Annotated in this window: 17 protein-coding genes and 1 pseudogene; 13 read left to right on the plus strand and 5 right to left on the minus strand. The window is 35.6% G+C overall.

The genetic code is table 11. The annotated features are described in order from the left end of the window. Positions 1 to 43: 43 nt before the first annotated feature. The 3 genes from QSG86_RS10885 (at position 44) to QSG86_RS10895 (ending at position 2,163) form a co-directional block, all read left to right on the plus strand. The gene (locus QSG86_RS10885) at positions 44 to 421 is read left to right on the plus strand and encodes a hypothetical protein (RefSeq protein ID WP_317031517.1); all 378 of its coding nucleotides are present in this window, start codon (positions 44 to 46) and stop codon (positions 419 to 421) included. A 57-nt stretch (positions 422 to 478) separates the two neighbouring features. Further along, complete coding sequence (locus tag QSG86_RS10890) at positions 479 to 1,093, plus strand: lysozyme (protein ID WP_317031518.1); 615 nt, start codon at positions 479 to 481, stop codon at positions 1,091 to 1,093. A gap of 848 nt (positions 1,094 to 1,941) precedes the next feature. Continuing rightward, complete coding sequence (locus QSG86_RS10895; RefSeq protein ID WP_317031519.1) at positions 1,942 to 2,163, plus strand: hypothetical protein; 222 nt, start codon at positions 1,942 to 1,944, stop codon at positions 2,161 to 2,163. 268 nt (positions 2,164 to 2,431) lie between these two features. Here the strand turns inward: QSG86_RS10895 and QSG86_RS10900 are convergent, their stop codons facing one another. Together QSG86_RS10900 and QSG86_RS10905 are read right to left on the minus strand one after the other, a co-directional pair. After that, on the minus strand, positions 2,432 to 2,635 hold the full coding sequence (locus tag QSG86_RS10900) for a hypothetical protein (protein ID WP_317031520.1): 204 nt from the start codon (positions 2,633 to 2,635) through the stop codon (positions 2,432 to 2,434). A 1,357-nt stretch (positions 2,636 to 3,992) separates the two neighbouring features. Beyond that, the gene (locus tag QSG86_RS10905) at positions 3,993 to 4,463 is read right to left on the minus strand and encodes an MEKHLA domain-containing protein (protein ID WP_317031521.1); all 471 of its coding nucleotides are present in this window, start codon (positions 4,461 to 4,463) and stop codon (positions 3,993 to 3,995) included. Positions 4,464 to 4,737: 274 nt separating this feature from the next. On the opposite strand from QSG86_RS10905, the gene QSG86_RS10910 reads away from it, so the two are divergent. Continuing rightward, complete coding sequence (locus QSG86_RS10910) at positions 4,738 to 5,643, plus strand: 3-hydroxyacyl-CoA dehydrogenase (protein ID WP_317031522.1); 906 nt, start codon at positions 4,738 to 4,740, stop codon at positions 5,641 to 5,643. Positions 5,644 to 6,647: 1,004 nt separating this feature from the next. Here the strand turns inward: QSG86_RS10910 and QSG86_RS10915 are convergent. Further along, positions 6,648 to 8,159 (minus strand): aldehyde dehydrogenase family protein, encoded by a 1,512-nt coding sequence (locus QSG86_RS10915; RefSeq protein ID WP_317031523.1) that lies wholly within the window; start codon positions 8,157 to 8,159, stop codon positions 6,648 to 6,650. Between the two features lie 287 nt (positions 8,160 to 8,446). After that, the gene (locus QSG86_RS10920; RefSeq protein WP_317031524.1) at positions 8,447 to 8,635 is read right to left on the minus strand and encodes a hypothetical protein; all 189 of its coding nucleotides are present in this window, start codon (positions 8,633 to 8,635) and stop codon (positions 8,447 to 8,449) included. A 409-nt stretch (positions 8,636 to 9,044) separates the two neighbouring features. Here QSG86_RS10920 and QSG86_RS10925 point away from each other — a divergent pair, with 409 nt between their 5' ends. The 5 genes from QSG86_RS10925 to QSG86_RS10945 all read left to right on the plus strand — a co-directional run bounded on the left by QSG86_RS10925 (position 9,045) and on the right by QSG86_RS10945 (position 22,392). Continuing rightward, a complete protein-coding gene (locus QSG86_RS10925; protein ID WP_317031525.1) occupies positions 9,045 to 10,748 on the plus strand; it encodes a ShlB/FhaC/HecB family hemolysin secretion/activation protein in 1,704 nt (567 codons plus the stop codon). A 318-nt stretch (positions 10,749 to 11,066) separates the two neighbouring features. Further along, positions 11,067 to 19,802, plus strand: coding sequence for a hemagglutinin repeat-containing protein (locus tag QSG86_RS10930; RefSeq protein WP_317031526.1), 8,736 nt, complete (start codon positions 11,067 to 11,069; stop codon positions 19,800 to 19,802). Further along, positions 19,799 to 20,245 carry a hypothetical protein gene (locus QSG86_RS10935; protein WP_317031527.1) on the plus strand — a complete coding sequence of 149 codons (447 nt, stop codon included), beginning with the start codon at positions 19,799 to 19,801 and terminating at the stop codon, positions 20,243 to 20,245. Before QSG86_RS10930 ends, QSG86_RS10935 begins: the two co-directional genes overlap by 4 nt. Positions 20,246 to 20,548: 303 nt before the next feature. After that, the gene (locus tag QSG86_RS10940) at positions 20,549 to 21,988 is read left to right on the plus strand and encodes a VENN motif pre-toxin domain-containing protein (RefSeq protein WP_317031528.1); all 1,440 of its coding nucleotides are present in this window, start codon (positions 20,549 to 20,551) and stop codon (positions 21,986 to 21,988) included. A 2-nt stretch (positions 21,989 to 21,990) separates the two neighbouring features. Further along, entirely contained in the window at positions 21,991 to 22,392 is a 402-nt protein-coding gene (locus QSG86_RS10945) for a hypothetical protein (RefSeq protein ID WP_317031529.1), read from the plus strand. 82 nt (positions 22,393 to 22,474) lie between these two features. Here the strand turns inward: QSG86_RS10945 and QSG86_RS10950 are convergent, their stop codons facing one another. Further along, a complete protein-coding gene (locus tag QSG86_RS10950) occupies positions 22,475 to 23,017 on the minus strand; it encodes an RNA 2'-phosphotransferase (protein WP_317032556.1) in 543 nt (180 codons plus the stop codon). Positions 23,018 to 23,452: 435 nt separating this feature from the next. Here QSG86_RS10950 and QSG86_RS10955 point away from each other — a divergent pair, with 435 nt between their 5' ends. The 4 genes and pseudogenes from QSG86_RS10955 (at position 23,453) to QSG86_RS10970 (ending at position 25,402) form a co-directional block, all read left to right on the plus strand. Beyond that, the gene (locus QSG86_RS10955; RefSeq protein WP_317031530.1) at positions 23,453 to 24,211 is read left to right on the plus strand and encodes a hypothetical protein; all 759 of its coding nucleotides are present in this window, start codon (positions 23,453 to 23,455) and stop codon (positions 24,209 to 24,211) included. Between the two features lies 1 nt (position 24,212). After that, positions 24,213 to 24,575: a hypothetical protein gene (locus tag QSG86_RS10960; protein ID WP_317031531.1), complete on the plus strand. Its 363-nt coding sequence runs from the start codon at positions 24,213 to 24,215 to the stop codon at positions 24,573 to 24,575. 213 nt (positions 24,576 to 24,788) lie between these two features. Continuing rightward, a pseudogene (locus QSG86_RS16680) lies at positions 24,789 to 24,947 on the plus strand (VENN motif pre-toxin domain-containing protein); the annotation flags it as partial. Positions 24,948 to 25,015: 68 nt separating this feature from the next. After that, positions 25,016 to 25,402, plus strand: a complete 387-nt coding sequence (locus QSG86_RS10970) for a hypothetical protein (protein WP_317031532.1) — start codon at positions 25,016 to 25,018, stop codon at positions 25,400 to 25,402. Positions 25,403 to 25,629 lie beyond the last annotated feature (227 nt).

Raw genomic sequence — 25,629 nt, forward strand, 5'->3', positions numbered from 1 at the left:
CCAAAAATCGGGTGCTTTTTTATCACCCAAAATCAGGAAAAATATGGAACCAGTATCAACCGGCAGTCTCACTGCCTTCTTAAAATTCTACGGCGCAGCTATAGCAGTCACACTGGCAATTGCAGCGGTAGCAACAGTCGTCATCATGATGCGTTTTCCACGCTCACCACAGGAATGGGCAGTTGGCTTAATCTGTACAGTCGTCTCAAGTCTTGCAGGTGGTTCATTCATTATCGTCCGTTGGGGGCTACATGAATGGGTCACTGATATTTGGGGAATGATTGCCCTTGGGGGCTTTTTTTTCGTCTGCGGTTTACCGGGCTGGGCGATTGTGCGTTGGACATTTAACTTTATTAACCGGCAAGAAGGCAAAACGATTGTTGAGGTTGTTAAAGAGTTAAAGAAAGTTAAAGATGAGTAATTTAATCAAAACATATGCCGCCATATTTGGCGGTTTTTTTATGACTGGAGAAAAGTAATGCCTGCAAATCAATCACAACATATCGCCCAAGCATATTCATGGCTACGGGCTATGTCGGGCGGAAAGCTAACACAAGAACAAGTTATTGCTGGCGATAAAGTCATAGCAATAAATGGTGTTGATGTTTTCTCACAAATGATCGGCTTTAAATATGGCCAGATAACTGGTCAGCTTGATATCTCAGAAAAGGGTTATTCAATTATTCGTGAATCTGAAGGCTTGCGATTAAAAGCATATAGAGATACTGGTGGAGTCTGGACTATTGGCTTTGGCACAATCAAATATCCAAACGGCACATCGGTAAAATCTGGTGATACTTGCACTGAAGCACAAGCAAACGAATGGCTTAAAAATGATTGTAAGTGGGTTGATGCCTGTCTTGATCAGAATATCAAAGTAAAAATTAATCAAAACCAATTCGATGCACTGGCTTCATTTGTCTACAACATCGGTGAGACAGCATTTGTAAAAAGCACAATGTTGACGATGATCAATCAAAATAATTTATCTGCAGCTGCTCATCAGTTTGATCGTTGGATCTTTGACAACGGCAAGCGTATTCAGGGTTTAGTAAATCGTCGTGGAAAGGAGAAGGAGTTGTTTTTGAAGTAATGTCTGAATAGTATTTTAAGTGTATAAAATAGTGCTACAATAACCTTGTATGCTAACCGACTTAATTTACATCAAGTCGGTTTTTTGCTTTTACTATCTGTGGACAACTTTTATTTTACGCCAAAAATACGCCAAATCATTTTAAGTTATTGATATTTATTTATAAATTTAACATACCGAATGTAGGTGATAAAATTACAGTAAATATTACCACTGAAGCATCAGTTAAAGATAAAAAGTAATTAAATCATTACATTATGATACTTCAAGCCGTCTTATAAGACGGCTTTTTATTATTTATACTTTGCCAAATCGCGATGATTTTTGTTATTTTTACAGCTTTTTTGTTAATATAGTAAAAAATCACATCAGATTTACAGCATAAAATGGAGAGATCAAAACCTAGAAAATTTAGTGATCCTTTTTGAATTGAACAGATGTTTAGTTAGAAAAAATGAGTGTAATCAAAGATATTGAAAAATAGTGTGAAGAGAGTGGACTGGGCTGTATGTTAATTGCTTTTATCACCGTTAATTTACTATTTGCATGAATATTTATTTTATTCAAATCAAAAGGTTAAAATAATATATTTTATTCCCGTAGTAGATATAGACAATTATCATTAAATTGTTATGGCAGCAAAATATCCTCTTTTTGATTAATATCATATTAATGACTCCAATATATGCTTAAGCTATTGTTTGGCTGTAATGCTATACCGAGATCTTTATTCATTAAGTGCTGATATGGGCGATGAAAATGTTGCTCAATTAGCATCATATTTTAGTTGATTAACGGGTGTAATTTCTATTAAAGTTAATCATGATTAAAATAAGGATAAAAAGAACATGTACTCAATAAATGATTTGGTTAAAATTACGGCTCTTGGTTGTAGACTAGAGCTTAATGCTAAAAATTACTCTACGAATGACCTGATAAAAATTGCTACTCTGGCTTCAAGTAAAGGCTCTAGAATTATGATTAGTCTTGAAGAAAGAAAACTCTCTGTAAATGAGATGATGCGAATTGTCTCTTTAGGAAAAGGTTGTGTGAGTTTTAAAGATCTTTAAAGGAAAATTACTTCACTCAAAATAAAAGGTATTGATTTAATAAGAGTAAATAATGTAAAGATTTAATTTTTATATTATATGGCATTCAATTCCTTTTATTTTAATTAACAAAGTAAATAAAATTTTAAGGCTTAACCATTTTAATCTTTAATCTAAGTCAGTCGATAATAAATAAGCGTATGACAGGAAAATGTTATGGAATAACATAAAATAGTTGCCTTAAAAGCCTCAACAAGTATGTCAAGGCTAGAATAGAAAGACTCAGAGATTATGAATAGTTATCTCTTGCGACTAATATTTCAAGATCACGGTTAATGTCTTCAACTTTCTTATGGGCTTTATCCAATAAGTGTTGTGTAACAGTTGGATCAGTTTTTAATTCTTCAAGCTCTCTATTTGCTTTTGATAATTGTTCTTTTAACTTATCAATTTTATCTTGTTCTTCAGTGGTTCGTTCTTGTCTTAAACTCATATTATTCTCCTAATTTTATAAGTAAACCGTAATTTTTTTGTTTACATTAATAATTATAACAAAAGTTGATCTTTTAAAGTATTTTAATCTCTTGAAAGATACATCAACTCAACAATTTTTTTACTGAAAAATAAATTTTTTAAACAGATTTTATATTAGGTTAATATATGATTTCTTATAAAAAATATGCTATGACTTTTAACTATTTATCCATATAGATAAATAGTTTTTTGATGAATACTTGTCTTTATTTTTATTGTTCGATGAACAGTAAAAATTATAAAATAAGGACGATCAATAGTCCTTATTAATGAGATTATTAACGATTGTAAGGACAGTTTTTAGCTGGATCGTTATTACATTTCTGACCATGATTTGGACCATGACCATAATGATGAGCACAACTGGCAAGTATTATAGTGTCGGTAGGATCAAAAATAAGCTAAGAATTAGTTTTTTCATTATCATTCTCTTTTTATCAAAGTATAATTGTCTATAAACAGCCTAGCGCCTTATCTATAAATAAGCAATGATTATATTTATACGGCCAGTAACTCATTTTATATTGTGATATGCATGATTTTGATTTGCTATTGAAATATATTGATCGTGCTATAAAAAGAGCATAACTATAAGTTTAGACAAATAATAAATACTTCATTCAGATTATTTTTATTTTCTATTCATCATTTCAATAAAATCAATAATAAACTCCCTTTTTTAGATCAAAAAACATATAGTGATGGTATGTTTTAAGCACTATAAATATGGTTAAAAGCATAAATTTATTGGCTAAAAAATGATTTATGAAAGATGTTTAAGATACATAGTATTTATTCATTTTCTGATCATCTATAGATTGCTGATGAAATACGGATATTATTGATCATGATTAAGTGAAATAAGACAGCCAATTGTTAATTAAATCTTAATTAACTGTTGACTATATTAAATAAAACTTATATAATGGATTTTATGAATAGGATAGAACATTGGTTTAGCGTATAGTCTAAAAGTCGTTGATTTAAAACCAGTTCTTTGCACTAAAAATTCACTTTATAGCCTAATCTTTCTAGATTAGGTTTTTTTTATTAAATATAAAAATTATATGTGGTAATGCAGTGTGAATAAATGCTTAATGATTAATCTGATGATGAGTAGCGATATTATTTTAACTCAATAATCAAAAAAATAGAATCAATTGATTAAATAAATAATAAATCTATATCAATATAAATAATGCGGTGCATAGACAATATCTTTAGCTTATTCGTATTGGTGAGTTAGCAATAGATGTATGACAGAAGTCTAAGGATCACGTTCGAATTGATATTGTCGTCTTCTCAATGGAAAGGCTTTACTTTTTTCTAATATTAAACCATTGCGGAAGTGATGTATCTAACCAAAATAATGCAGCTTGAGCGATATTTATATTTTCTTCATTTTGTACATTCCATACAATACCATGATATATGTAAAAAGACCGACCATCTTTTGTAATTCGTGGACCAGTATAATTCATTGCAATACCATTTTTGTGCACGGTTTGAAGTAATAATAGGCGTTCTTCTCGATCTATTTCAGATGCACTAAACTTAGACTTTAATTGTAATATTTCTTTTTGGTTATAACCAAAAGTATCTAAAGCCTTATGATTTGCATAAATAAAGGTTGGATCTACATCTGTATTATGTGCCAATAAACTATAAGTAGCTTCTTTATCTAGCCATGCTAAACTTTTTTCTTTCTCTACTGGTGTTGGTAAATCTATTCCAGTATATATTTTGAAGCTTTGATTAATTAAAAATAGTAAGTTGTTATTTTTCATTTAGCTTTAATACCTTTGTAAAACTTTGCAATATTATAGCGAGTCACTAGCTTGATACTATAAAGTATAGTTAAAATTTTATGCAAGATAATAATATATGTAATCTTTAATTTTTTATATATCTAAATTTCTAGTCATGGTAGTGACTAACTATTTTCTAAATACATGAATGTTACACGTTAAATCAAAAATACTATGTAAAATCACTGAAAAAATATGTAAAAGATATGCTATGAATTAACAAATTAAAATCATCTAAATAATAGGAAAAAATATGAGTTTTAAAAATATAACAGTAGCTGGAAGTGGTGTATTAGGTTATCAAATTGCTTTTCAAATCGCATTTCATGGGTTTAATGTTACTGTTTATGATGTCAGTGATGATATTTTAGAACAGGCAAAAGCTAAATTTTCTAAATTATCTCAAGCTTATAAAAAAGATTTAGATGCAACATCAGAAAAAATAGAAATAGCATTTAATCATTTACATTATCAATCTAATCTAGCAGAAGCTGTAAAAGATGCAGACTTAGTCATTGAAGCAATACCAGAAAATTTTGATATTAAAAAACATTTTTATCAACAGTTAAGTCAGCTTGCACCTGAAAAAACAGTATTTGCAACAAATTCCTCAACGATGCTTCCAAGTCAGTTTGCTGAATTTACGGGGAGAGCAGAGAAATTTTTAGCCTTACATTTTGCAAATCAAATTTGGAAGTATAATACGGCTGAAGTGATGGGACATGCAACAACAGATCCAGCAGTCTTTAATCAGATTATCCAGTTTGCTAAGGAAATTGGAATGCTTGTACTACCATTATATAAAGAACAACCAGGCTATATTTTAAATTCGCTACTGGTTCCTTTTTTAATGGCTGGTTTAGATTTATGGGCAAATGATATTGCTGATCCAGAAATTATTGATAAAACTTGGATGAAAGCAACAGGCGCACCTATGGGACCTTTTGCAATATTAGATATTGTAGGTATTACGACAGTATATAATATTACGTTGATGAATGCAGAAAAAACCAAAAATCCAAAATTATATCAGGTTGCTACTTTACTTAAGTCTAAATTTATAGATCAGGGACTGTTAGGGCAGCCATCTGGCCAAGGATTTTATCACTATCCTAATCCAGTTTATAGTCAAAAAGATTTTTTAGATATTAACTCATAGACACTAATATTTTTATTGATTAAATAAATATATTAATTTTACATTAATTGTACAGAGTAATTGTGATTTATATATATAATTACGCCATTAATAAATTTCGTTTTATACTCACATTCTCCCCAAGGGTGTGAGTTTTTTTATATTTATTTTTTGATCATATTGAGCTTAAATTCACTAAATAAATTTCTCATATTTAACTCAAATTCTGTTGAAATAAATGAGAATTTCTATCTTGAAATTGCTTTCTCATTTCGAGGATAAAAGAATCTTTAATTTGATTTAATAATATTAAAAATCAATCATAAAATTATATTTATTGTATGATGTTAAAGAAAAATTCTTATCTATGATTTGGGTTATTTAGAATCTATATATTAAAAAATATGCCCATCGCTGATAAAAAGACAGTGAAGGGCATTTGTGGAGTTTAAGGTTAAGTAGTTCTTTAATTATAATTAAATTTTTCTAATTATTTAATGATCATAACTTTTCGCTTAAGTTTCATTGTATGTATTTTTTATATTTAATGTAAACTTGCTATAATACTCATGTTTTTTTGTGAAAAAACTATTAATTTTTTGTCAATTTAAAAACTAAAAATAATAAGTTTTATGAAAGTGTTATAGAAAAATAGACTCTCTGATAAAGTGAAGTATTTAAAAACTAAAAATAACAAATATTAATTATTTTTTTTGTAAATTCTATATTAACTAAACATTGGTTAAGCAAACCTTATTTTAAATTTTTAGTTTAATTCAGTATTTTAATTATTGGAAATTTGATTTTGCAGTATGAGAATTGAAGAATAGCTGAGATTTGCTTGTGTTAAGGTAGAAATCTTCGCCTTGATTGCATGGTGGAATCGCATACGATACTAAATTCTGAAAAATTAGTCTGTAGAGAGTGATTCTATGAGGATCTGAGTGTCATGATGAATTCAGTACTCAGTGATATAAAAAATTAGAAATCAGTATAAAACTGATTTCTAATTGGTGGATTATTTTTTAGAAGAATCCCATTGGTTTTGTTGAGTAGCTGACAAGCAAGTTTTTAGTTTGCTGATAATGATCGAGCATCATTTTATGATTTTCACGACCAATACCTGATTTTTTATAGCCACCAAATGCAGCATGTGCAGGGTAGATATGATAACAGTTCGTCCATACACGACCTGCTTCGATTGCACGACCTGCACGATAAGAAGTATGCGCTGAACGAGACCAAACGCCAGCACCTAAGCCATAAATAGTGTCATTGGCGATTTTAATTGCATCATCAAAATCTTTAAAGGTTGTAACTGAAAGTACTGGTCCAAAAATTTCTTCTTGGAATATTTTCATGCTGTTATCGCCTTTAAAGATGGTTGGTTCAATATAAAAACCGTTGCCAACTTCATGACGTTCACCACCGCCAGTTAAAACTTGTGCACCTTCAGTACGACCTGTTGCGATACAACCTAAGATTTTATCCTGTTGTTCTTGAGATGCTTGAGCACCGATCATGGTAGTCGTATCTAGCGGATGTCCTGTTTTAATACGTTTAACGCGTTCAATTGCTTTTTCAAGGAATTGATCAGCAATACTTTCCTGAATTAAAGCACGTGATGGACAAGTACAAATTTCACCTTGGTTTAAAGCAAACATGCTGAAACCTTCCAAGGTTTTTTCTAAGAATTCATCGTCTTGATCCATAATATCTTCAAAGAAAATATTTGGTGATTTCCCACCAAGTTCAAGCGTAACAGGGATGATATTTTCAGTCGCATATTGCATGATCAGTTGACCAACTGCTGTAGAGCCAGTAAATGCAATTTTGGCAATACGAGGATTTGTTGCCAATGGACGACCAACTTCTACGCCATATCCGTTCACGATATTGAGTACGCCTGCTGGGAGAAGGTCTTGAATGAGTTCAACCAGTACTAAAATACTTGCAGGTGTTTGTTCTGCTGGTTTGAGTACAATACAGTTACCTGCTGCAAGTGCTGGCGCAATTTTCCACGCAGCCATTAAAATTGGGAAATTCCATGGAATGATTTGACCAACTACACCGAGCGGTTCATGAAAATGGTAGGCGATCGTATCATGATCGATTTCTGAAATACCACCTTCTTGTGCGCGAATACAGCTGGCAAAATAGCGGAAATGGTCAATACATAGTGGAATATCTGCTGCAAGTGTTTCACGAATAGGTTTACCATTATCCCATGTTTCAGCAACAGCTAAAAGTTCTAAATTTTCTTCTAAACGATCTGCAATTTTAAGTAAAATATTAGAGCGAGTCGTTGGTGAAGCTGTACCCCATTGTACTTTAGCTGCATGTGCTGCATCGAGTGCCAGCTCAATATCTTCTGCAGAAGAACGAGGAACTTTGGTAAAAACTTTTCCATCGACAGGAGAAATGTTTTCAAAATATTCGCCTTTAACAGGCGCGACCCATTTGCCACCAATAAAGTTTTCATATTGTTGTTTAAAGTGTACTTTTGAGCCTTCGGTATTTGGATCTGCATAACGCATGATATATCCCTCTAATCAAATGATTGCTGTTGTCCTTTGTAAAATTGACTATAAAAGACAGAAGGTTGGAAAAAGGTTGGTGATTTGATCCCTAGTCACTAGATGGTTTATTCAAGATAAACTCCGTCATAGTCTCGAAAAAATATCAAATTTTATTGGTGATCACCCTAAATGAAATTAGCTTAAAAGCGCTTATTGATCAAGATTGTAGATATTAACGATATGTAAATACCTACATATTTATGGCCGATGTGCCGAGATGATTGGGTATTACTTCTAAATAAACATCAAAGATTAGGAGCATATGCATGTGTAATGACACCAAAACGCTCATCCCATTCACTCATATAATCATTGGGATATTGTTCAACATCCTTCAATATTTGCGTTTTGCTGGTTTTAGCTGGGCGACCAAGGATAGGCTTGTTTTTGTTAGATTTTTTCCATAGCTGCATAGCTGTATGGTACGTATGCATATCCCAAAATGTTGAGCAGCTTTACGTACTGACAGTTGATCTCTGGCCATAATTTTTATGACTTTGTTTTTAAATTTTTTGAGTATCCCATGTCTTATAATGTATTAAATATTTGAGAATTTAGCTATAGCATCTAAAGTCATTTTTATGGTCTTTGGATATGTTTATCATTAAAGTCTTTATGTCATAAATGATTACATTTTTTAATGATATATTTTGCCTATATGTAGCGGTATTGTGTCTTTTATATCATATATTTGATTAATTAATGATACCAAGTGTAATTTTTATACTATTTAAAATTAATTTTGTATGATTTATAGTCAATAGTTTAGATCTACTAAATGATAATAATATGAAAAGTAGAAATAGATTTATTTCTCAGCTTGTCTTTGGAGCTGGGTTTTTTATGATATTGACTTCATTAGACGCCAGAAAATTTGATCCAGTAGTGGATGGGCTCATTCGTAATCAACAACGACAAGCAGAACTTAAAAAAATTACTCAGCCACAACGTGATGTCTTGTTAGATCAAACACAAAATCAATCACAACTTAGACTTCAAGATCTTAAAGATCAACATTGTTTTCCTATTCATCAAGTCCAATTAAATGGTGAGATGAATGCTTATTTTGAAAAATATCTCAAGCAGGCCTTAAAAGAATTAGCGTTTAGTGATGGCATCTGTATGGGCGAGCAGCGCATTAATTTGCTCATGAGTCAGACCCAAAACATCATTATTGGTCAGGGCTATACCACTACACGAATTTTAGTGGCACCACAAAATTTAAGTTCTGGCATTTTAAAATTAACCGTGATTCCGGGTTTATTGGGAGAAATCAAAATCGATCTAAGTGATAACGAGAATAGTCATGCTGGCCGGATTCAATATGTCAAGAATATCTTCCCTATAAAAAAAGGAGAGATATTAAATTTACGCGCGCTAGAACAGGGTTTAGAAAATCTAAAACGCCTACCTACAGTGGAAGCAGATCTTCAGATTGTACCTGCATCGATACCGAATCAAAGTGATGTGTTGGTAAAATGGAAACAACGGACCATACCAGTTCGTATCACATTAAGTGCTGATGATGCGGGTAGTCGACAAACAGGAAAATATCAGGGTAATGTGACCTTATCTTTAGATAACCCATTATTCCGTAGTGATTTATTCTATGTGACCTTTGGGAAAAATCTTGCTGATCAGCAATCGATTACCGATCAAGACGGTTCAACAGTCGATAGTGGCACCAAAAACTATGCGATTCATTATTCAATTCCTTATAAAAATTGGTCGGTCAGTGCCAATGTGAGTCGCTATCAATATGATCAGGCGGTTGCTGGGGTGAATAATGTTTATAACTACAATGGTGAAAGTCATAACCAAGATTTAGCATTAACGAGGATGTTGTATCGAGATAACAAAAGAAAAACCAGTATGACTGTAAAGGGGTGGCATCGTAGCTCAAAGAGCTATATCGATGATGCTGAGCTTATGATTCAACGACGAGATATCGCTGGATGGCAACTGGATTTTAATCATCGGGAATATGTTCAGGCAGCCGTTTTAGATTTTGCTATTGGTTATCGACGCGGTACAGGGGCATTGGCTGCTTTAAGCGCTATTGAAGAAGCTTTCGATGAAGGAACATCGCGTATGAAGATTTGGACAGTTGATGCCAGTCTACAAGTCCCATTTCGCTTAGATCAGCAGAATTTCAGTTATTCCAGCAGTTTTCATGGCCAATATAATCAGACCCCTTTGAGTGTACAAGATCGCATTTCGATTGGTGGACGCTATACCGTGCGTGGCTTTGATGGGGGATTAACCTTATCTGCTGATCGCGGTTTTTATTGGCGTAATGATTTAGCGCTCTCTCTTTTTCCATCACATCAATTTTATATGGCACTTGATGGTGGGCATGTGAGTGGCCCATCATCAGAATGGTTATTGGGTAAAACTTTGATGGGTAGTGCAATTGGATTTAGAGGGCAATTTAAAGTTGGTGGCAATTTCTATTATGACGTATTTGCAGCCAAACCATTGAAGAAGCCGGAGTCTTTCCAAAACTTCGATATCAACTATGGCTTTAGTACCAGCTATTCATTTTAAGGGGGATAGCGAGTGAAAATTGGAAATATTAGCTGAATTGCTTCATCTCATTATCCTTGTGAACATTGGCGTGAAGCTGAGGTTTTAGGCGAATTTATGTGGTTATGGCAATACGTACCGAATTTAAAGGAAAAAGGATTAAGGGTCATGAGTTTTCAAGGGACGCTTATAAATGAGCAAAATTTGCAACACTAGCAAAGACATTTATTAAAGAATAGAACAATTAAAATTTAAAAATGATTAAAGAATAGAAAAATTAAAATTGAAAAATATTCACTTCATGCACTTTAAAAGTGAATCTCCTGATAGGTGAACACAATGAATAAAAATTTTTATAAAACGATTTTTAGCAAAAGCCGTGGTGAAATGATTGCGGTTGCAGAGCATGTATCTGCTGCGGGACAAAGTACAACACAAAATAATAAAACAATTGAGCTTGAAACTACGGTTATTACGTCTAAAAAGAATTTGGGTCTAAACGTTTTATCTTTCTCTTTAATGCTGATCACAGGAACAGCCTTGATCAGTAGCGCAGTTGAAACGGCACAGGCCAATGTGATTGCTGATCCAAATGCTGCGGGGAATCAACGTCCAACTGTTTTAAGCAGTGCCAATGGCACCACACAGGTGAATATTCAGACGCCAACCCAAGCTGGCGTATCAATGAATCACTATCAACAATTTGATGTCAATCAACAAGGGGTGATTCTGAATAACAGTCGTCAGAACACCAATACGCAATTAGGAGGCTATATTCAAGCCAATCCATGGCTTGCCGGTGGCGAAGCCAAAGTGATTGTCAATCAGGTTAACAGCAGTAATCCCAGCCATTTAAATGGTTATATTGAGGTCGGTGGACGTAAGGCGGATGTGATTATTGCCAACCAAGCAGGGATTAATGTCGATGGTGGTGGTTTTATCAATACGGGTGGTGTAACGCTCTCTAGCGGTAATCCACGATTGAATAATGACCAAGTGACAGGATTTCAAATTCGTGATGGGCTGATTAATATCACTGGACAAGGTTTAGATGCCAGTATGACCGACTATACTCAGTTATTAAGTCGTGCTGCTCAAATCAATGCAGGGATCTGGGCGAATGAACTCACGGTGGTGACTGGAGAAAATGATGTGGATGCCAACCAACACATCAGTGCGATTGGTCGCGTATCAAGTGCTACTGGTAACGCACCACAATTTGCCATTGATACCGGAAGTTTGGGGGGGATGTATGCCGGAAAAATTAGTTTAATCAGTACTGAGAAAGGCGTAGGGATTAACAATGCGGGGCAAGTATTTGCTTCAGCGGGTAATATTAAAATTAGTGCCAATGGGGAAGTGCTGAATAGTGGTGCGGTGGTGGCACAAGATAAAACCACACCGAATCAAGCCACATTAGAGATTAAAGGCACAGATTTAAATAACAGCGGCACATTTTCCAGCTTAGGTCAGCAAAGCATTCAAACTGAGAATATTAAAAATACAGGCTTAATCACCACCTCTGCAGAATTGAATATTCGTAATAGCAACAGTATTCAAAATTCAGGTGAACTCAATGCAGGGCGGATTGATATTGAAACTTCTAAGCTAATGAATCAATCAGGCAAGATCGTCCAAACTGGGTTACAAGATTTAGCCATTGATGCCAAGGTCCTGATCAATAAAAATAAAGGGATGATGGGTTATACCGAAATTGAACAAGACACTGGATCTGGCACAGGTTCTGGTAGTGGAACGGGTGGCACAGGCAATGGATCAAATGGAGGTACGCCACCGAGTACAGCAACAGGTGGTGGTAGTACCAGCTCAGCCAATACCTCGATTGCAACGAGCTTTGCCCAAGGCCGGATTAAAGCCGATCAGATTGAAAATGATGCAGGCAAAATCACCGCCAATGGTGGAGTGAGCTTAAGGCTAAATGATGGTTTGGATAATAGTGATGCAACCTTAAATTTAAAAACACTCGATGTTAATGGTCAGTACTTAAAAAATATTAATGGCGTGATTACTGCACAGGACATTCAAACACGCACGAAAGAAATTGAGAATCATCAGGGTAAAATACAAGCTGCACAGCAATTGATGCTTGAAAGTAATCAGCTTAACAATACAAATGGACAGATGCTTGCGGGAAAAAAATTAACTATTCAAACAGGTGATCTGAATAATATTGAGGGTGAACTACTTTCATCCGAAGACTTAGAAATAATTGCCAAAGAGCTTAAAAATACATCAGGAAAAGTTCTAGCGAATCAAAATATTGGAATCCAAGCCAAATCAATGACTGCGGATGGTGAATTAGCTGTGGGACATGATTTAGCTTTAGCTTTACAGGATTCATTTACGACACAAAATAAGATCAGTGCAGGCAATCAATTATCGATTGAGACTGCTGGAGATTTAATTAATAGTACTGAATTACGTGGAGGAAATAAACTCAGCCTTCAAGCACAAGCCATTGAAAATACAACAAATGGTCGTTTAGTTGCGGCAAATCAAATTCATATTGGCAGTGAAAATTTAATTAACCGTGGCGAAATTAATAGTAATGGTCAGAGCTTCATTGAAGTTAACCAACAGTTAAATAATATTGGAACCGGTAAAATTTATGGCAACCATGTTGCAATTGCTGCGAATGAATTACTCAATCAAAATGAGATTATCTCAGGCGTAGATAAAGCCGCAGTGATTGCTGCACGTCAACAACTTGATATTGGTGCGCAACAGATTACTAATAAAGAAGGTGCTTTACTTTCAAGCGAAGGCAATATGGTAATCGCAGGTCAACTGAGTCGCACAAAGAATGCAGAAGGTCAGGCGAAAAGTTTAAATAATCATAGTGCCAAGATCGAAGCTGGGAATGACCTAACCATCAATAGCCAAGTTGTCCGTAATACCAATGAACACCTCAAAACAGAAATTAAAGAAGTTGATCGACAACATTTGATTGAATACGAGGCGCAAGGCCAGAATCAGCGTTATGCTGAAGGTAGCCAAGAAAAATTAGGATGGGCGGTAAAACATGATGAAATTGATTATTTGGTGACGCCTGATGGTACTTGGCATGAAAATTGGCATAAATATGATTACGATAGAATCACAGAGCAAACTCAAGTCATCGATTCTGCACCTGGGCAGATGATTGCTGGTGGTAATATTAAAATTACGGGCACGTCGCTATTAAATTCGGACAGTCAAATTTTGGCAGGAAAGACTTTAGTCGTCTCGGTTGATGATTTGGTGAATTATGAAACCTTGGGTCAAACTATTGTGACGGATGAAGGAACCTTACATAGCTATTACCGAGAACGCCATAAAGGTGCTGATAGTACAGGACATGATACATCCTCATATCGACCTGCTCCGGTGATGACTGATTTAAATTTGGGGGTGTTTGCTTATCAAGAACATGCACAAGTACAAAATAATTCAGGTTCAACCGAATCATTAAATATTTCATCAGCCTATCAAGATGGGATTAACATTCGAACAGGTGATATTAATACCTCGTTACCGAATAGCAGTTTATTTAGTGTTAATCCGAATAATGGCCAATATTTAATTGAGACCGATCCAAGCTTTACCAACTATAAAAAATGGCTGGGCAGTGATTATATGCTGCAAATGTTTAATAGTGATCCACAAAACATGCACAAGCGTTTAGGGGATGGTTACTATGAACAAAAATTGGTGAATGACCAAATTGCCAAACTCACAGGCCAAGTCTATTTAGACGGCTATAACAACCTTGAAGATCAATTTAAAGCATTGATGGACTCAGGGATGAGTGCAGCCAAAGAGATGAATTTAAGCGTTGGGGTTGCCTTAAGTGCTGAACAAATTGCGCGTTTAACCACTGACATCGTTTGGTTGGTTGAGCAAAAAATCACATTAGCAGATGGCAGCGTAGAAACAGTATTGGTGCCACAAGTCTATGTTCGGCTACAATCTGGCGATATTAATGGTTCAGGGGCATTGTTAGCTGGGAGTAATACCGCACTCAATGTGACCAATCATTTAGAAAACAGTGGCACGATTGCAGGACGCAATGTATTGGTCATCCAAGCTGATCGTATTGATCACTTAGGTGGACGAATTACGGCAAAGCAGTTGTCTGCGAAGGCCAATACAGACATTAATAATGTCAGTGGGGTGATTGATGCTAAACAGCAATTGTTCTTAGATGCTGGGCGCGATATTAATATTGTGACCCAAACAAATAGCACTGAAAATGAGCAGGGTTCAAATACGTATTTAAATCGCCAAGCAGGTGTGTATATCACTAGACAAACTGAGCCGGGCATACTTTCACTCAAAGCAGGTCAAGATATTCAGTTGAATGCGGGTGTCATTTCCAATGCAAGTCAAGAAGGTATGACGCAACTAGATGCAAAGAATAATATTCATTTAGGCACAGTAACCGTTGCACAACAACAAGAAAATATTCGAGATGCGAACAATTACGTTAAACGTAGTGAATCGGGGGAAGTTGGTAGTCAAATTTTGGCGAATAATGATATTCAGCTTAAGGCGGGGCAAGGCATTCAACTTCGTGCTTCTGAAATCAATAGTGGCCAAGGCAATGTCATTGCACAGGCTCAGAATATTCAAGTTGAATCTGGTGAATATACAAAAACCGCAGATGATGCGACACAAAGTACCAGTAAAGGCTTACTGAGCTCATCGACCTATACCTATAAAGATAGTGCATCGAATACACAATCGGTTGCAAGCGTGATTGGTGGTAAGAATATCGGCTTGCAAGCTGAACAAGATATAGGAATTAAAGGCAGTCATGTTGTAGCGGATCAAGATACTGTTTTAAGTGCTCAAAACAATATTAATATTGAAGCGGCAACTACAAACTCAATAGAAAAACATTTTTCGAGTCGAAAAAAATCAGGATTCACAGCAAGTTTATCGAGCGGTGTTGCGAGTATCGGTTATGGAAAATCAAAAAATGAGCTAAGTACCCAATCGCAAGGAAGTGCTTTAGCACAAAGTGTAGTGGGGAGTATTTCTGGCAATACCAATATCATTGCCGGTGGTGATATTAATTCTACAGCTTCGATTATTGAAGCGGGGAGTGATATTAATTTAATTGGTAATCACGTTAATTTAAAAGCAGCCGAGATTTCAAAAGATCAGAGTAGCCAGTTGAAAAGTCAGCAATCGGGTATTTCCATTGGTGTCACTTATAATCCTTTAGAGGCTGCAAAAGATGCCTATGATCAAAGTAATAATAACAGTCAATTTTCGGATAGTGCGGTGGGCAGGATTATGTCGCATGCCGAGGCAGTACGTAAGGCCAGTATGGCAGTCGCGACCCCCGTTGTTGTGGGCATCAATAATCAAAAGGTGAGCCAAAATTCGAGCTCTCATTCAACTGAATCAATAGTAAGTGAAATTAAGGCGGGCGGTGATTTAAATATTATTGCCCGTGATGGTGATATTTTAAGTCAAGGGGCAAAGATTTCAGCAGAAAGTGATGCTTTACTGCATGCCAAGAATAATATTCAATTATTGTCAGTAAGTGATACACAAAGCCAAAATGTTGATAATAAACGCAGTGGTTTTAGCCTTGATAATCGTGATCATATTGCACCGATTGGTGTCTATAACGATAAAGCGTTAGCGGATGGTGATAGTGTTACCAGTCGTGGTTCACAAGTTTCAATCGGGGGTAAAGCTACTTTACAAACTGAGCAAGCTGATATCAATGTCATTGGTAGCAAGGTGGTATCACAAGATGATTTAATGCTGAATGCCGCGAAAGATGTCAATATTAAGTCCACTCAAAATAGCCAAAGCCAAAGTGAAGATCAAAGCAGTAAGGGGTGGGGCAGTGTACAGATTTCCGATACCGAACGCTTTGATGGTTATATGGCAAGTAAAAGCGATAGCCAAAGTAGCAGTATTCTACAAGAACGTAGTCAGGTTGGTAGTTTAAATGGCAATGTGACGATACAAGCGGGGAACAATTATAACCAACAAGTAGCGGATGTGGTTGCAGGCAAAGACCTCAATATCACCGCTAAGAGTATCAATGTGCTGGATGATCACAACATAGGCAGTGACAGCCAATCGAACAAAGATTTGAAGGTGGGTGTATTTAGCCGAGTGAGTTCACCACTGCTTGATTTAGTCAATGCGGTCGACAAAGCCGGCAACAGCAAAGCAGATGATCGAACACAGGCTTTACAAGGTGTAGCTGCAGCAGCACAAGGCTATCAAACTTATAGTGATATCAAAGGTGGTGCACTATTTAAAGCAGAATCAGGGTTTGGTTTTAGCACGAGTCAGAGCAACCAAGATAACAGCTACTCAGCATCACAGAATAACCTTCTGAATGCCGGTGGCAATATCAACTTGACCAGTACCGAAGGTGATATTCACCTTAAAAATACGCAGGTAAATGCCAAGGACACCATCAGTCTTGATTCAGCGAAAAACATCCTGCTTGAATCAGGACAAAGTACAGAAAATGCAGATGGCAAGAATAGCAATATGGGTGCGAGTGTCGGTGTGGGTGTATCCGTGGGTGCACAAACTGGGGTGTATGTTTATGCCGAAGCAGGCTATGGTAAAGGCAGCAACCACCTAGAGAAAACAACACATCAAAACACTACACTCAATGCCGATCAAATCAAGATCACGAGCAAAGGTGATACCACGCTGAAAGGTGCACAGGCCACAGCCAATCGAATTGATGCGGATATTGGCAAAAACTTAAACATCATCAGCCAACAAGACACGCTGAACCAAGACAGTGATCAAACTGGATTGGGTATACGCGTACAAGCATCCCTCGGTTCAGCATGGGAACTTTCGGGTGGACAAGGTTCAGCGAATTTAAACCAAAGCAATGCGGATGGTAACTACAAACAAGTTAACCAACAAAGTGGTTTATTTGCGGGTGATAGTGGCTACCACGTCAAAGCTGATCATGTTGACTTAAAAGGTGGCGCAATTGCTTCCACCGCCACAAAAGACAACAACGACTTGACTGCAAACAGCCTGACATTTAGCAATATTGAGAATGAAAGTGGCTATAAAGCCCAAACTGTGGCTTTATCAGGCGGGACTCAATTTGGAGAGAGTAGCAGTACGGATCATATAGGGACAACCTATACCAACAACAATAACTGGCAGAACAGCACGACATTCTCGCCAACGTTACCGCAACAAGACAAAGACAGTGACAGCAGTACCACCTATGCCACACTTACAGCAGGCAACATCAACATCGGTGGCAAAGACACCACGGTTGAAGAGTTGGGCATTCATAGCGATATTAAGACTGCGAACCAAAAAGTAGATGAAGTTCCAGACTTACAAGCGATCTTAGAAAAACAAAAGATCGTATCGGATGCGACATCGACGATCGTTGCAGCAGGACGCACCTATTCACAAAACCAAGTGAAGGCGGTAACAGAAGAAACCACAGCCTTAGCAAAAGCGCTATATGACCAACTGAGTCCAGAAGAGCAGGCTAAAGTTAATGACTTCAGTACATCAGAAAAAGAAAACTACTATTCACAGCTGAGCTCGGACTATGCTACAGCCTTAACCAACCAACAAAAAGTTACAGCAGAATGGGGTATAGGCGGAGATAGCAGTCGTGCCTTAAATGCAGTGAGCATTGCGATTACAGCAGCACTGGGTGGACAAACCGATTTACAAGTAGCAAGCAATGCTTTAGCACCTTATGCAGCAGCGTTTATTGGTGAGCAATGGGGTCATGGAGCAGATAAAAACACAGTAGCCCAAATGGCAGGGCATATAATATTAGGTGCAGCACTTGCCTATATTAATGGAGGTGACCCAACAGCAGGCGGTAGTGCCGCTGTAGCCAGTGAAGCCGCAGCGCAGTATTTAACCCAGCAACTTGCAGAAAAATACAAGGATGATCCTAAATACTTCGTTAATGGTAAATTCCAAGCCAACCTTTTACCTGAAGATGTTAAAGCACAAATCCGAGATTTAACCGCAGGGATAGGTGCAGTCATAGGTGGAGCGGTAGGCGATTCGAGTTATAACGCACAATTGGTAGGAGTAATAAGTAAGAATACGGTTGAAAATAATGTTTATGGTGTTATTGATAAAAATGGAAAATTAGTTGCTGGAGCAAACAATAAAACAAAGCAGAAATTAGATGCTTGTACAAACAATACATGTGTTAAAAATGTACTGACTGAAAATGCACAAGATGCAATGAAAGGTGCTCCACAAGTAGTGACTTTAAGTAAGACACCTTATAAAGATGGTGATGTTATTTCAGGGGTACATAGTGGATCAGGCTTACGTTATTTAGTTGTGAATGAAAATGGTGTACTCAAAGCTAAACTACTTCCTGTTGAATATCAGACAATTTATTCCATTTCACAGTTAGATAATAGCCGAAAAATAGTAGGCGGAGGAGCATTAGGAGCACCTTTAGCGAATCTTGTTGTTGGACTCCATGATGTAGGCAAAGGAACTTCATTATTTACGAATGATGAATTAAAAAAAGTTGATCGTGTTTTTGCAGCAATGGATGCCGCTGGAAGTTTTGGGATTGTTGTTGGGGCATTTAAAACAGGAAAAGTAGGCTCTACAAGTCACTCAAAACAATCTATAGAGAATAATTTTTATCGAGATGATGACTTTTTTAAAAATGTAGTTGAGCAAATGGCTATTGCTAAAAAAAATAACTGGAGAACTCCAGATGGTAAAATATTGTGGCCACCTAATGATGGAATAGTTCCAAATTCTCAATTTAAAACAACGTTACCTATTGGTACTAAACTAGATAGATTTGGTGGTACAAGTGATAAATCATCATTTTTAGCTCCGGTAGATGTTTCTTTGGATGCTAGAGTGCTGTCACCAACGACCAATACAAAAATTCGTGATGTTTATGAAGTGGTAAAACCTTTACCTGTAATACAAAGTAAAGTTATGCCTTGGTTTGATAAAAAAGGTATGGGAATCCAATATGAAACAAAAGGAGGGATTAACATGACAGTGAAAGAATTAGTTGAAAAAGGGTATTTAAGGAAAATTCAGAAATGAAAGATCAAGTAAGTATTTTTATTTCAAAATATTACAGACTATTCGATAGTATTGGGTTGAAAAATGATTATATATTGTATGATTACAATACAGCATATAATAATAATGGTGATTTTATTGATTATGAATGTGATGTTTACAAGTTTGGTTCTTGCGAAAGAGGGATTTGCCAAATAATATTTCAGTCCCATAATATTATGGATTGTATGTATTTTCCTATCAGAGCTGCAATTCATAATATTTCATTTGAGTATGAACTTAATAATAGGAGAGCATGTTTAGATTTTAGAGTTTTAGGTTTTGGAATGATGCTTTTTTATATGAATAAATTTAATACTCCTCAATGGAGTAATAAGCTTTATTCTGAGTTATTACCTATCATAGATTCAGATAAGTTACCCAAAAAATTAATTGAAAAAATATCAAAATTAGGTCACTGTTGAAGAATTAGGCATTAACAGTGATGCGAGTAAAGCACATCAACAGGTGAGTACATTACCTGATTTACAAGGCGTGCTAGATCAGCAGAAGCCAAACAAGCGGCTGAAGCGCAAGCGATTAAGGAATTAGAAGCCAAAGGCGGAGCGGATTGGGATGCGTATCAACAAGGTGATTATGCGACACAACAAGAGCTTCTCAATCGCTCTGATGCATATCGAAATGCATCAAAAGATGCTCAAGCTTGGGGAATTGGCGGAAGTAGCAGTCGAGCATTAACCGCAGTCACTACAGTACTGACCTCTGCATTGGGTGGGCAAACCGATTTACAAGTAGCAAGCAATGCTTTAGCACCTTATGCAGCAGCGTTTATTGGTGAGCAATGGGGTCATGGAGCAGATAAAAACACAGCAGTCCAAATGGCAGGGCATATAATATTAGGTGCAGCACTTGCCTATATTAATGGAGGTGATCCAACAGCAGGCGGTAGTGCCGCTGTAGCCAGTGAAGCAGCAGCTAAATATTTAACGAATCAATACAGAGATAATCCACTGTATCAAGATGCGAGTGGCATATTCCAACCTAACTTACTACCAGAAGATGTTAAAGCACAAATCCGAGATTTAACAGCAGGGATTGGTGCAGTCATTGGAGGCGTTGCTGGAGATTCGAGTTACAACGCACAGCTTGCAGGTGTGATTGGGCAGAATGCGGTGGAGAATAATGTTTTATCTTCTGAAGAATATAAACGTAAAGTTGAGCTCATAAATAAAGCGCAAGGTGGAGAGCGTAGTCTTAATTTTAAAGTGCTCGCAATTTTAAATAATGGTTCACTTAACGAAAAAGAGGCAAGAGAATTCTTGGCTTTAGTTGCAATGGATAAATATTCAGATCAACTTTTAAAACAATATGTTAAAAATCCAAAATCATTAAGTAATGAGCAACTTTACGATTTAACATATTTATTAAATCAAGCATCAAATGGAGATCCTAAAAAAGCACAACAAATTTATTCAGATGCAAAATTTAATATAGGCACGGCAGACCCTTACACTGGTGAACAGTTAAATCAAGCAATCATTAAAGCCAAACAGTCTTTAAGTTATGCAAACTCTACAGATAAGCAGTTGGCAGAAGCAGCACAACCTGCATTATTTGGTTTGACTGGTAAGTTGGGAACAGTAATCAGATATGTTGGTGGATTAGCTGGATCTTATAATGTAGGCCAAGGATCGGCAAAAATTGCAGATGGTAAGTATAGTGAAGGAGCAGTACAAGTTGTAAATGGTGCTTTGATGATTGCTCCAGTATTAACTGAAGCAAAATATGCCTTTGGTCGTTTAGAAGGGGCAGGCGCTGTGAAAGGTGCCAATTTTGCACAGTCTAGAATTAGAGTGGATCAGAGTTTTAGTGCGGAAGGAAAAGCTAATTATTCAAAATTAGCAGGGTATCCAATTAATACTATTGATGATTTAGCTTCAGCTATACAGAAAGGAAAAATTAAAGTTAGTCAGTTGCCTATAGATTACGTTGAGCTTAAAGGTGGTCAAAAGTTAATTCTAAATACAAGAACTTCAACTGCTTTAAACCGTGCAGGAGTTCCTCAAGATAAATGGTATGGGAATAACCAAACAGGTATACAGGTACCAGAGATGAAGATAGGCACTACATTTGATAAGTTAGCACAGGACCAGTTGAAGCGTAATAAACTTCCTGAAACCGGCTCAAAGACTATTACAAGGAAATAGAAATGTTAATAGCAACTAAACCACGTATAATTTTAGACCCGTATCAATGGATGCCTAGTTATGGTGAGAATGCTATCAGATATAGTTTTTCTGACTTAACTTTGTCATTAATACTCGTTTTTGATACAGATATCGGAGTAAAGGAAAAAGAAATTGTTTTCTATGGTGTGAGGTGGTTTAAACATTCTAGTTTTCCAACTCCAGAATTAGTTAAAATAAATTATATTGATGATAAGGATGTGATGGCGTCAGGATGTTTAGTTGAATTTCTAGATTCTGATGCAGGTCAACTTTTCAATAAACACTACAAAAAAAAATTTAATCTTAAACATTTTGTTTGGATTTTTTTATCCGAAAATATTAGGTTTGAAATTATTTGCGAGGAGTTTAAGATTTTAAATTAATAATTATGTGTAGTAGCTCAAAAATCTAATCTGACAGTCACTCATTTTTAGTATGACTATCAAGTTAAAATGGATATTATTTCTATAATTCTGATATGAATCTATTCGGGACATGGTTAATTAACCATATTCCATTTTCTGTTAGAAAAAATTTGAATCCTTCATTATACATTTTTGATGTATGAATTTTTAGAATTTTTATTTTTCCATAGCGAGTACCAACAGATTCTGCTATTTGCTTATCTTCAGTTAAATGCACATACTGTCGATCTTTTGGAACTAAACCGTGCTTTTTTATCGATTCTAAAAAACGAGTAGCTGTGCCGTGGTATAAAAACTCAGGAGGTGATTTCTCTGTAAACTTACGTTGGATTTTAACATTTGAATGGCCTTGTATAGCACGAATATTTAAGCCATCATCAGAAATCTGAAAACGTTTCTTATCACTGTTTTTTGCAATTGTTTGGATAATTTCTAAAGTTAATTTTGTATTATTAATGGGTTGAGACTTTTCTATCAATTCAAAAATATTTCCCCAACCTTCAGAGTTTAACTCAAGACCAATTTCTTCGGGCCTATGCCGTAATATAAAACTTAAATATTGACTAATTTCTTTCTCGCTCATTTTATAAATTTTCATCATGAAATATTCATAAGAATATTATATTTACCTAAAAATATCATCCAATACCCATAGTACCATAATGCAGCACAAATTATAGGACAAGAGTTTTCGCATGGAGAAGACAAGAACACCGCAGCGCAACTGGTTGCACATGCATTATTAGGCGCAACGCTCGCCTATATTAATGGTGGAAATGCAGGAGCAGGAGCGAGTGCGGCAGTAGCCAGTGAAGCAGCAGCTGAATATTTAACGAATCAATACAGAGATAATCCACTGTATCAAGATGCGAGTGGCATATTCCAACCCAACTTACTACCAGAAGATGTTAAAGCACAAATTCGAGATTTAACCGCAGGTATTGGTGCAGTCATTGGAGGAGCTGTTGGAGATTCGAGTTACAACGCACAATTGGCTGGGGTGATTAGTAAAAATGTAGTGGAGAATAATGAGTTTTCTATTATTAGTCAAAATGTTGATAAAATTGCAGCTGAGAATAAGAAGAAAGAATGGACTTGTCCTACAGGATACGTTTGTCCGATACCTGACAAAACTTTAGGCGAAAAAACGCTGCTTGTTATTAATGATTTAACAATAAAACAGCTTGCTGCTGTAATGGGAGCTGAATATGATCCAATAACTAAAGAATATATTACAGCTAAAGAAAGGCAAGATGCTAAAGTTGCAATGTTAGCTTTAGGATTTTCAAAGACACTTTCCGGCCCAGTTAAATTAACAGATGAAGCAATTATTGCTATTGGAAAAAAATATGGTAAGGATATTGCGACAGAAATTAAAAATAATTCTTATAAAGATGGTGATGCTCAAAAAGTAAATAAAGCAGTAAATGAAGCTTTGAGAGATGTCTATACAACACCTAAAGCTAGAGAAGAGTTACTTGATAAGTTATCAGCTAAAATGCAAAAGCCCTTGGTAAGCGACTTAAAATTGCAGCGCATTACTGATGATTTATATCCTGATAATGCCAAGATAGGTAGTGGAAGTACTGCTGATGCTGTCCGCTATGAGATGTCCACAGGAAATAAAGTTGGCGGTAAAACTCATACAGAAAAAGCTATGGGTTATTCTGATGCTTTAAGTAAGTGGATTAAAAGTAATCCGAACGCATCGTCTAATGATAAAATGGCAGCAGAATTAATGCTACGTGATTTACAAAATGCTTTAAAAGGAAAGTAACATGATTAATCAAGAAATATTTTTTGATAAGCTTTTTGATTTAGTTCCTAAATTGCGATTATTTTATGAAAATGAAAAAATGGAATGGTTACCTGATAATCCCCCTGTAACTTTTTTAATGAGTAATTTAGCTAGAGAAATATTAAAAGAAAGATTCGATATAGATATTTTTTCAAAACTTTTTATTATCATTGAGGATGGTGTAAATTCTGAAAAAATAGGAGATGCAGTTGCGACAGGTTTTTTAGAGTCTCTTTATTTCAATAGTAATAATTTAGAAAAAAAAATGTTTTTATCTTTGATGGGGGTTAATAGTAAAACCTATATTATCTCTTTATGTGAGTTCCACGGGATATCTTTATAAATGGTGTATTCCCCCCAATCGAACTTATTATAGCACTGTTGCAAATAGCAGGTAATATTAAGCTAAGTGATGTGTGTTGAATTAGCAGAAGACTTTTACTTGGGAGATTTTAGGCAGCTAACCGATAAAAGTCCTCTGCCATTTGATTTGGTGTTTTAAAATCCAAACCTTTTGAATTCTTTGATGATTATAAAATAACTTGCAAGTGACATATTCCAACCCAACTTACTGCCAGAAGATGTTAAAGCACAAATCCGAGATTTAACCGCAGGGATAGGTGCAGTCATAGGTGGAGCGGTAGGCGATTCGAGTTATAACGCACAATTGGCAGGTGTGATTGGGCAGAATGCCGTGGAGAATAATGAATTTTCGATTGTAATTGATGCTGCTAATAAGTTAGCGGCAAAAAAAATGAAAAAAATAGGAATGAATGCAAATCAATGGGAATTAATCCTAATTCTTCTGCATGTGGTCAATATCATGATAAAAAATTAAGAAAAGATATTTCTGATGCTTCGGATACTGCTAGTAATATATCTACAATATTGGGTTTATACCCAACACCCGCTTCACCTGTGTTATTAAATGCAGGAGCTTTACTGGGTACAGGCAGTACATTATTGGATGATACTAAGTCTAATAACCAAAAGTTTGCTGAAATTTTAATATCTTCAACAGCTGGAGGTATTGCTGGTAAGGTTGTAAAAAATGCACCTGTTTTGGAAGGCATAAAAAATATTTATACAGAAGGAGTTGGAAAAACTGCAGAGCAAATACCCGAAGCAATTAAGCAGTGTCAAGAAAACCCTAAAAAAATTGGATGCTAAATATGGTTAAAACTATATTAATAAATTATGTAATGGGAAGATATCGTAAAACTATTATGGTCTTCTTAACTATTATTTCTCTTTTTTTATTAATAAGATGGATTTTAATATCTAAAACTCTTAACTTTAATGAGGATGCTTTATATCTAATAATATCTTATATTGCTTTCGTTGTTTCAATATATAATGGTTCGCCTATAGGATATCCAGAAGTTAATTCTGATTCT

The sequence above is a fragment of the Acinetobacter sp. SAAs474 genome (assembly GCF_032823475.1).
Taxonomy (GTDB): Bacteria; Pseudomonadota; Gammaproteobacteria; order Pseudomonadales; family Moraxellaceae; genus Acinetobacter.

What these genes read in the sequence shown, in the direction of transcription:
- QSG86_RS10885 (WP_317031517.1), top strand. Translation starts at nt 44, where the DNA reads ATGGAACCAGTATCAACCGGCAGTCTCACTGCCTTCTTAAAATTCTAC.
- QSG86_RS10890 (WP_317031518.1), top strand. Translation starts at nt 479, where the DNA reads ATGCCTGCAAATCAATCACAACATATCGCCCAAGCATATTCATGGCTA.
- QSG86_RS10895 (WP_317031519.1), top strand. Translation starts at nt 1,942, where the DNA reads ATGTACTCAATAAATGATTTGGTTAAAATTACGGCTCTTGGTTGTAGA.
- QSG86_RS10900 (WP_317031520.1), bottom strand. Translation starts at nt 2,635, where the DNA reads ATGAGTTTAAGACAAGAACGAACCACTGAAGAACAAGATAAAATTGAT.
- QSG86_RS10905 (WP_317031521.1), bottom strand. Translation starts at nt 4,463, where the DNA reads ATGAAAAATAACAACTTACTATTTTTAATTAATCAAAGCTTCAAAATA.
- QSG86_RS10910 (WP_317031522.1), top strand. Translation starts at nt 4,738, where the DNA reads ATGAGTTTTAAAAATATAACAGTAGCTGGAAGTGGTGTATTAGGTTAT.
- QSG86_RS10915 (WP_317031523.1), bottom strand. Translation starts at nt 8,159, where the DNA reads ATGCGTTATGCAGATCCAAATACCGAAGGCTCAAAAGTACACTTTAAA.
- QSG86_RS10920 (WP_317031524.1), bottom strand. Translation starts at nt 8,635, where the DNA reads ATGCATACGTACCATACAGCTATGCAGCTATGGAAAAAATCTAACAAA.
- QSG86_RS10925 (WP_317031525.1), top strand. Translation starts at nt 9,045, where the DNA reads ATGATATTGACTTCATTAGACGCCAGAAAATTTGATCCAGTAGTGGAT.
- QSG86_RS10930 (WP_317031526.1), top strand. Translation starts at nt 11,067, where the DNA reads ATGAATAAAAATTTTTATAAAACGATTTTTAGCAAAAGCCGTGGTGAA.
- QSG86_RS10935 (WP_317031527.1), top strand. Translation starts at nt 19,799, where the DNA reads ATGAAAGATCAAGTAAGTATTTTTATTTCAAAATATTACAGACTATTC.
- QSG86_RS10945 (WP_317031529.1), top strand. Translation starts at nt 21,991, where the DNA reads ATGTTAATAGCAACTAAACCACGTATAATTTTAGACCCGTATCAATGG.
- QSG86_RS10950 (WP_317032556.1), bottom strand. Translation starts at nt 23,017, where the DNA reads ATGAGCGAGAAAGAAATTAGTCAATATTTAAGTTTTATATTACGGCAT.
- QSG86_RS10960 (WP_317031531.1), top strand. Translation starts at nt 24,213, where the DNA reads ATGATTAATCAAGAAATATTTTTTGATAAGCTTTTTGATTTAGTTCCT.
- QSG86_RS10970 (WP_317031532.1), top strand. Translation starts at nt 25,016, where the DNA reads ATGGGAATTAATCCTAATTCTTCTGCATGTGGTCAATATCATGATAAA.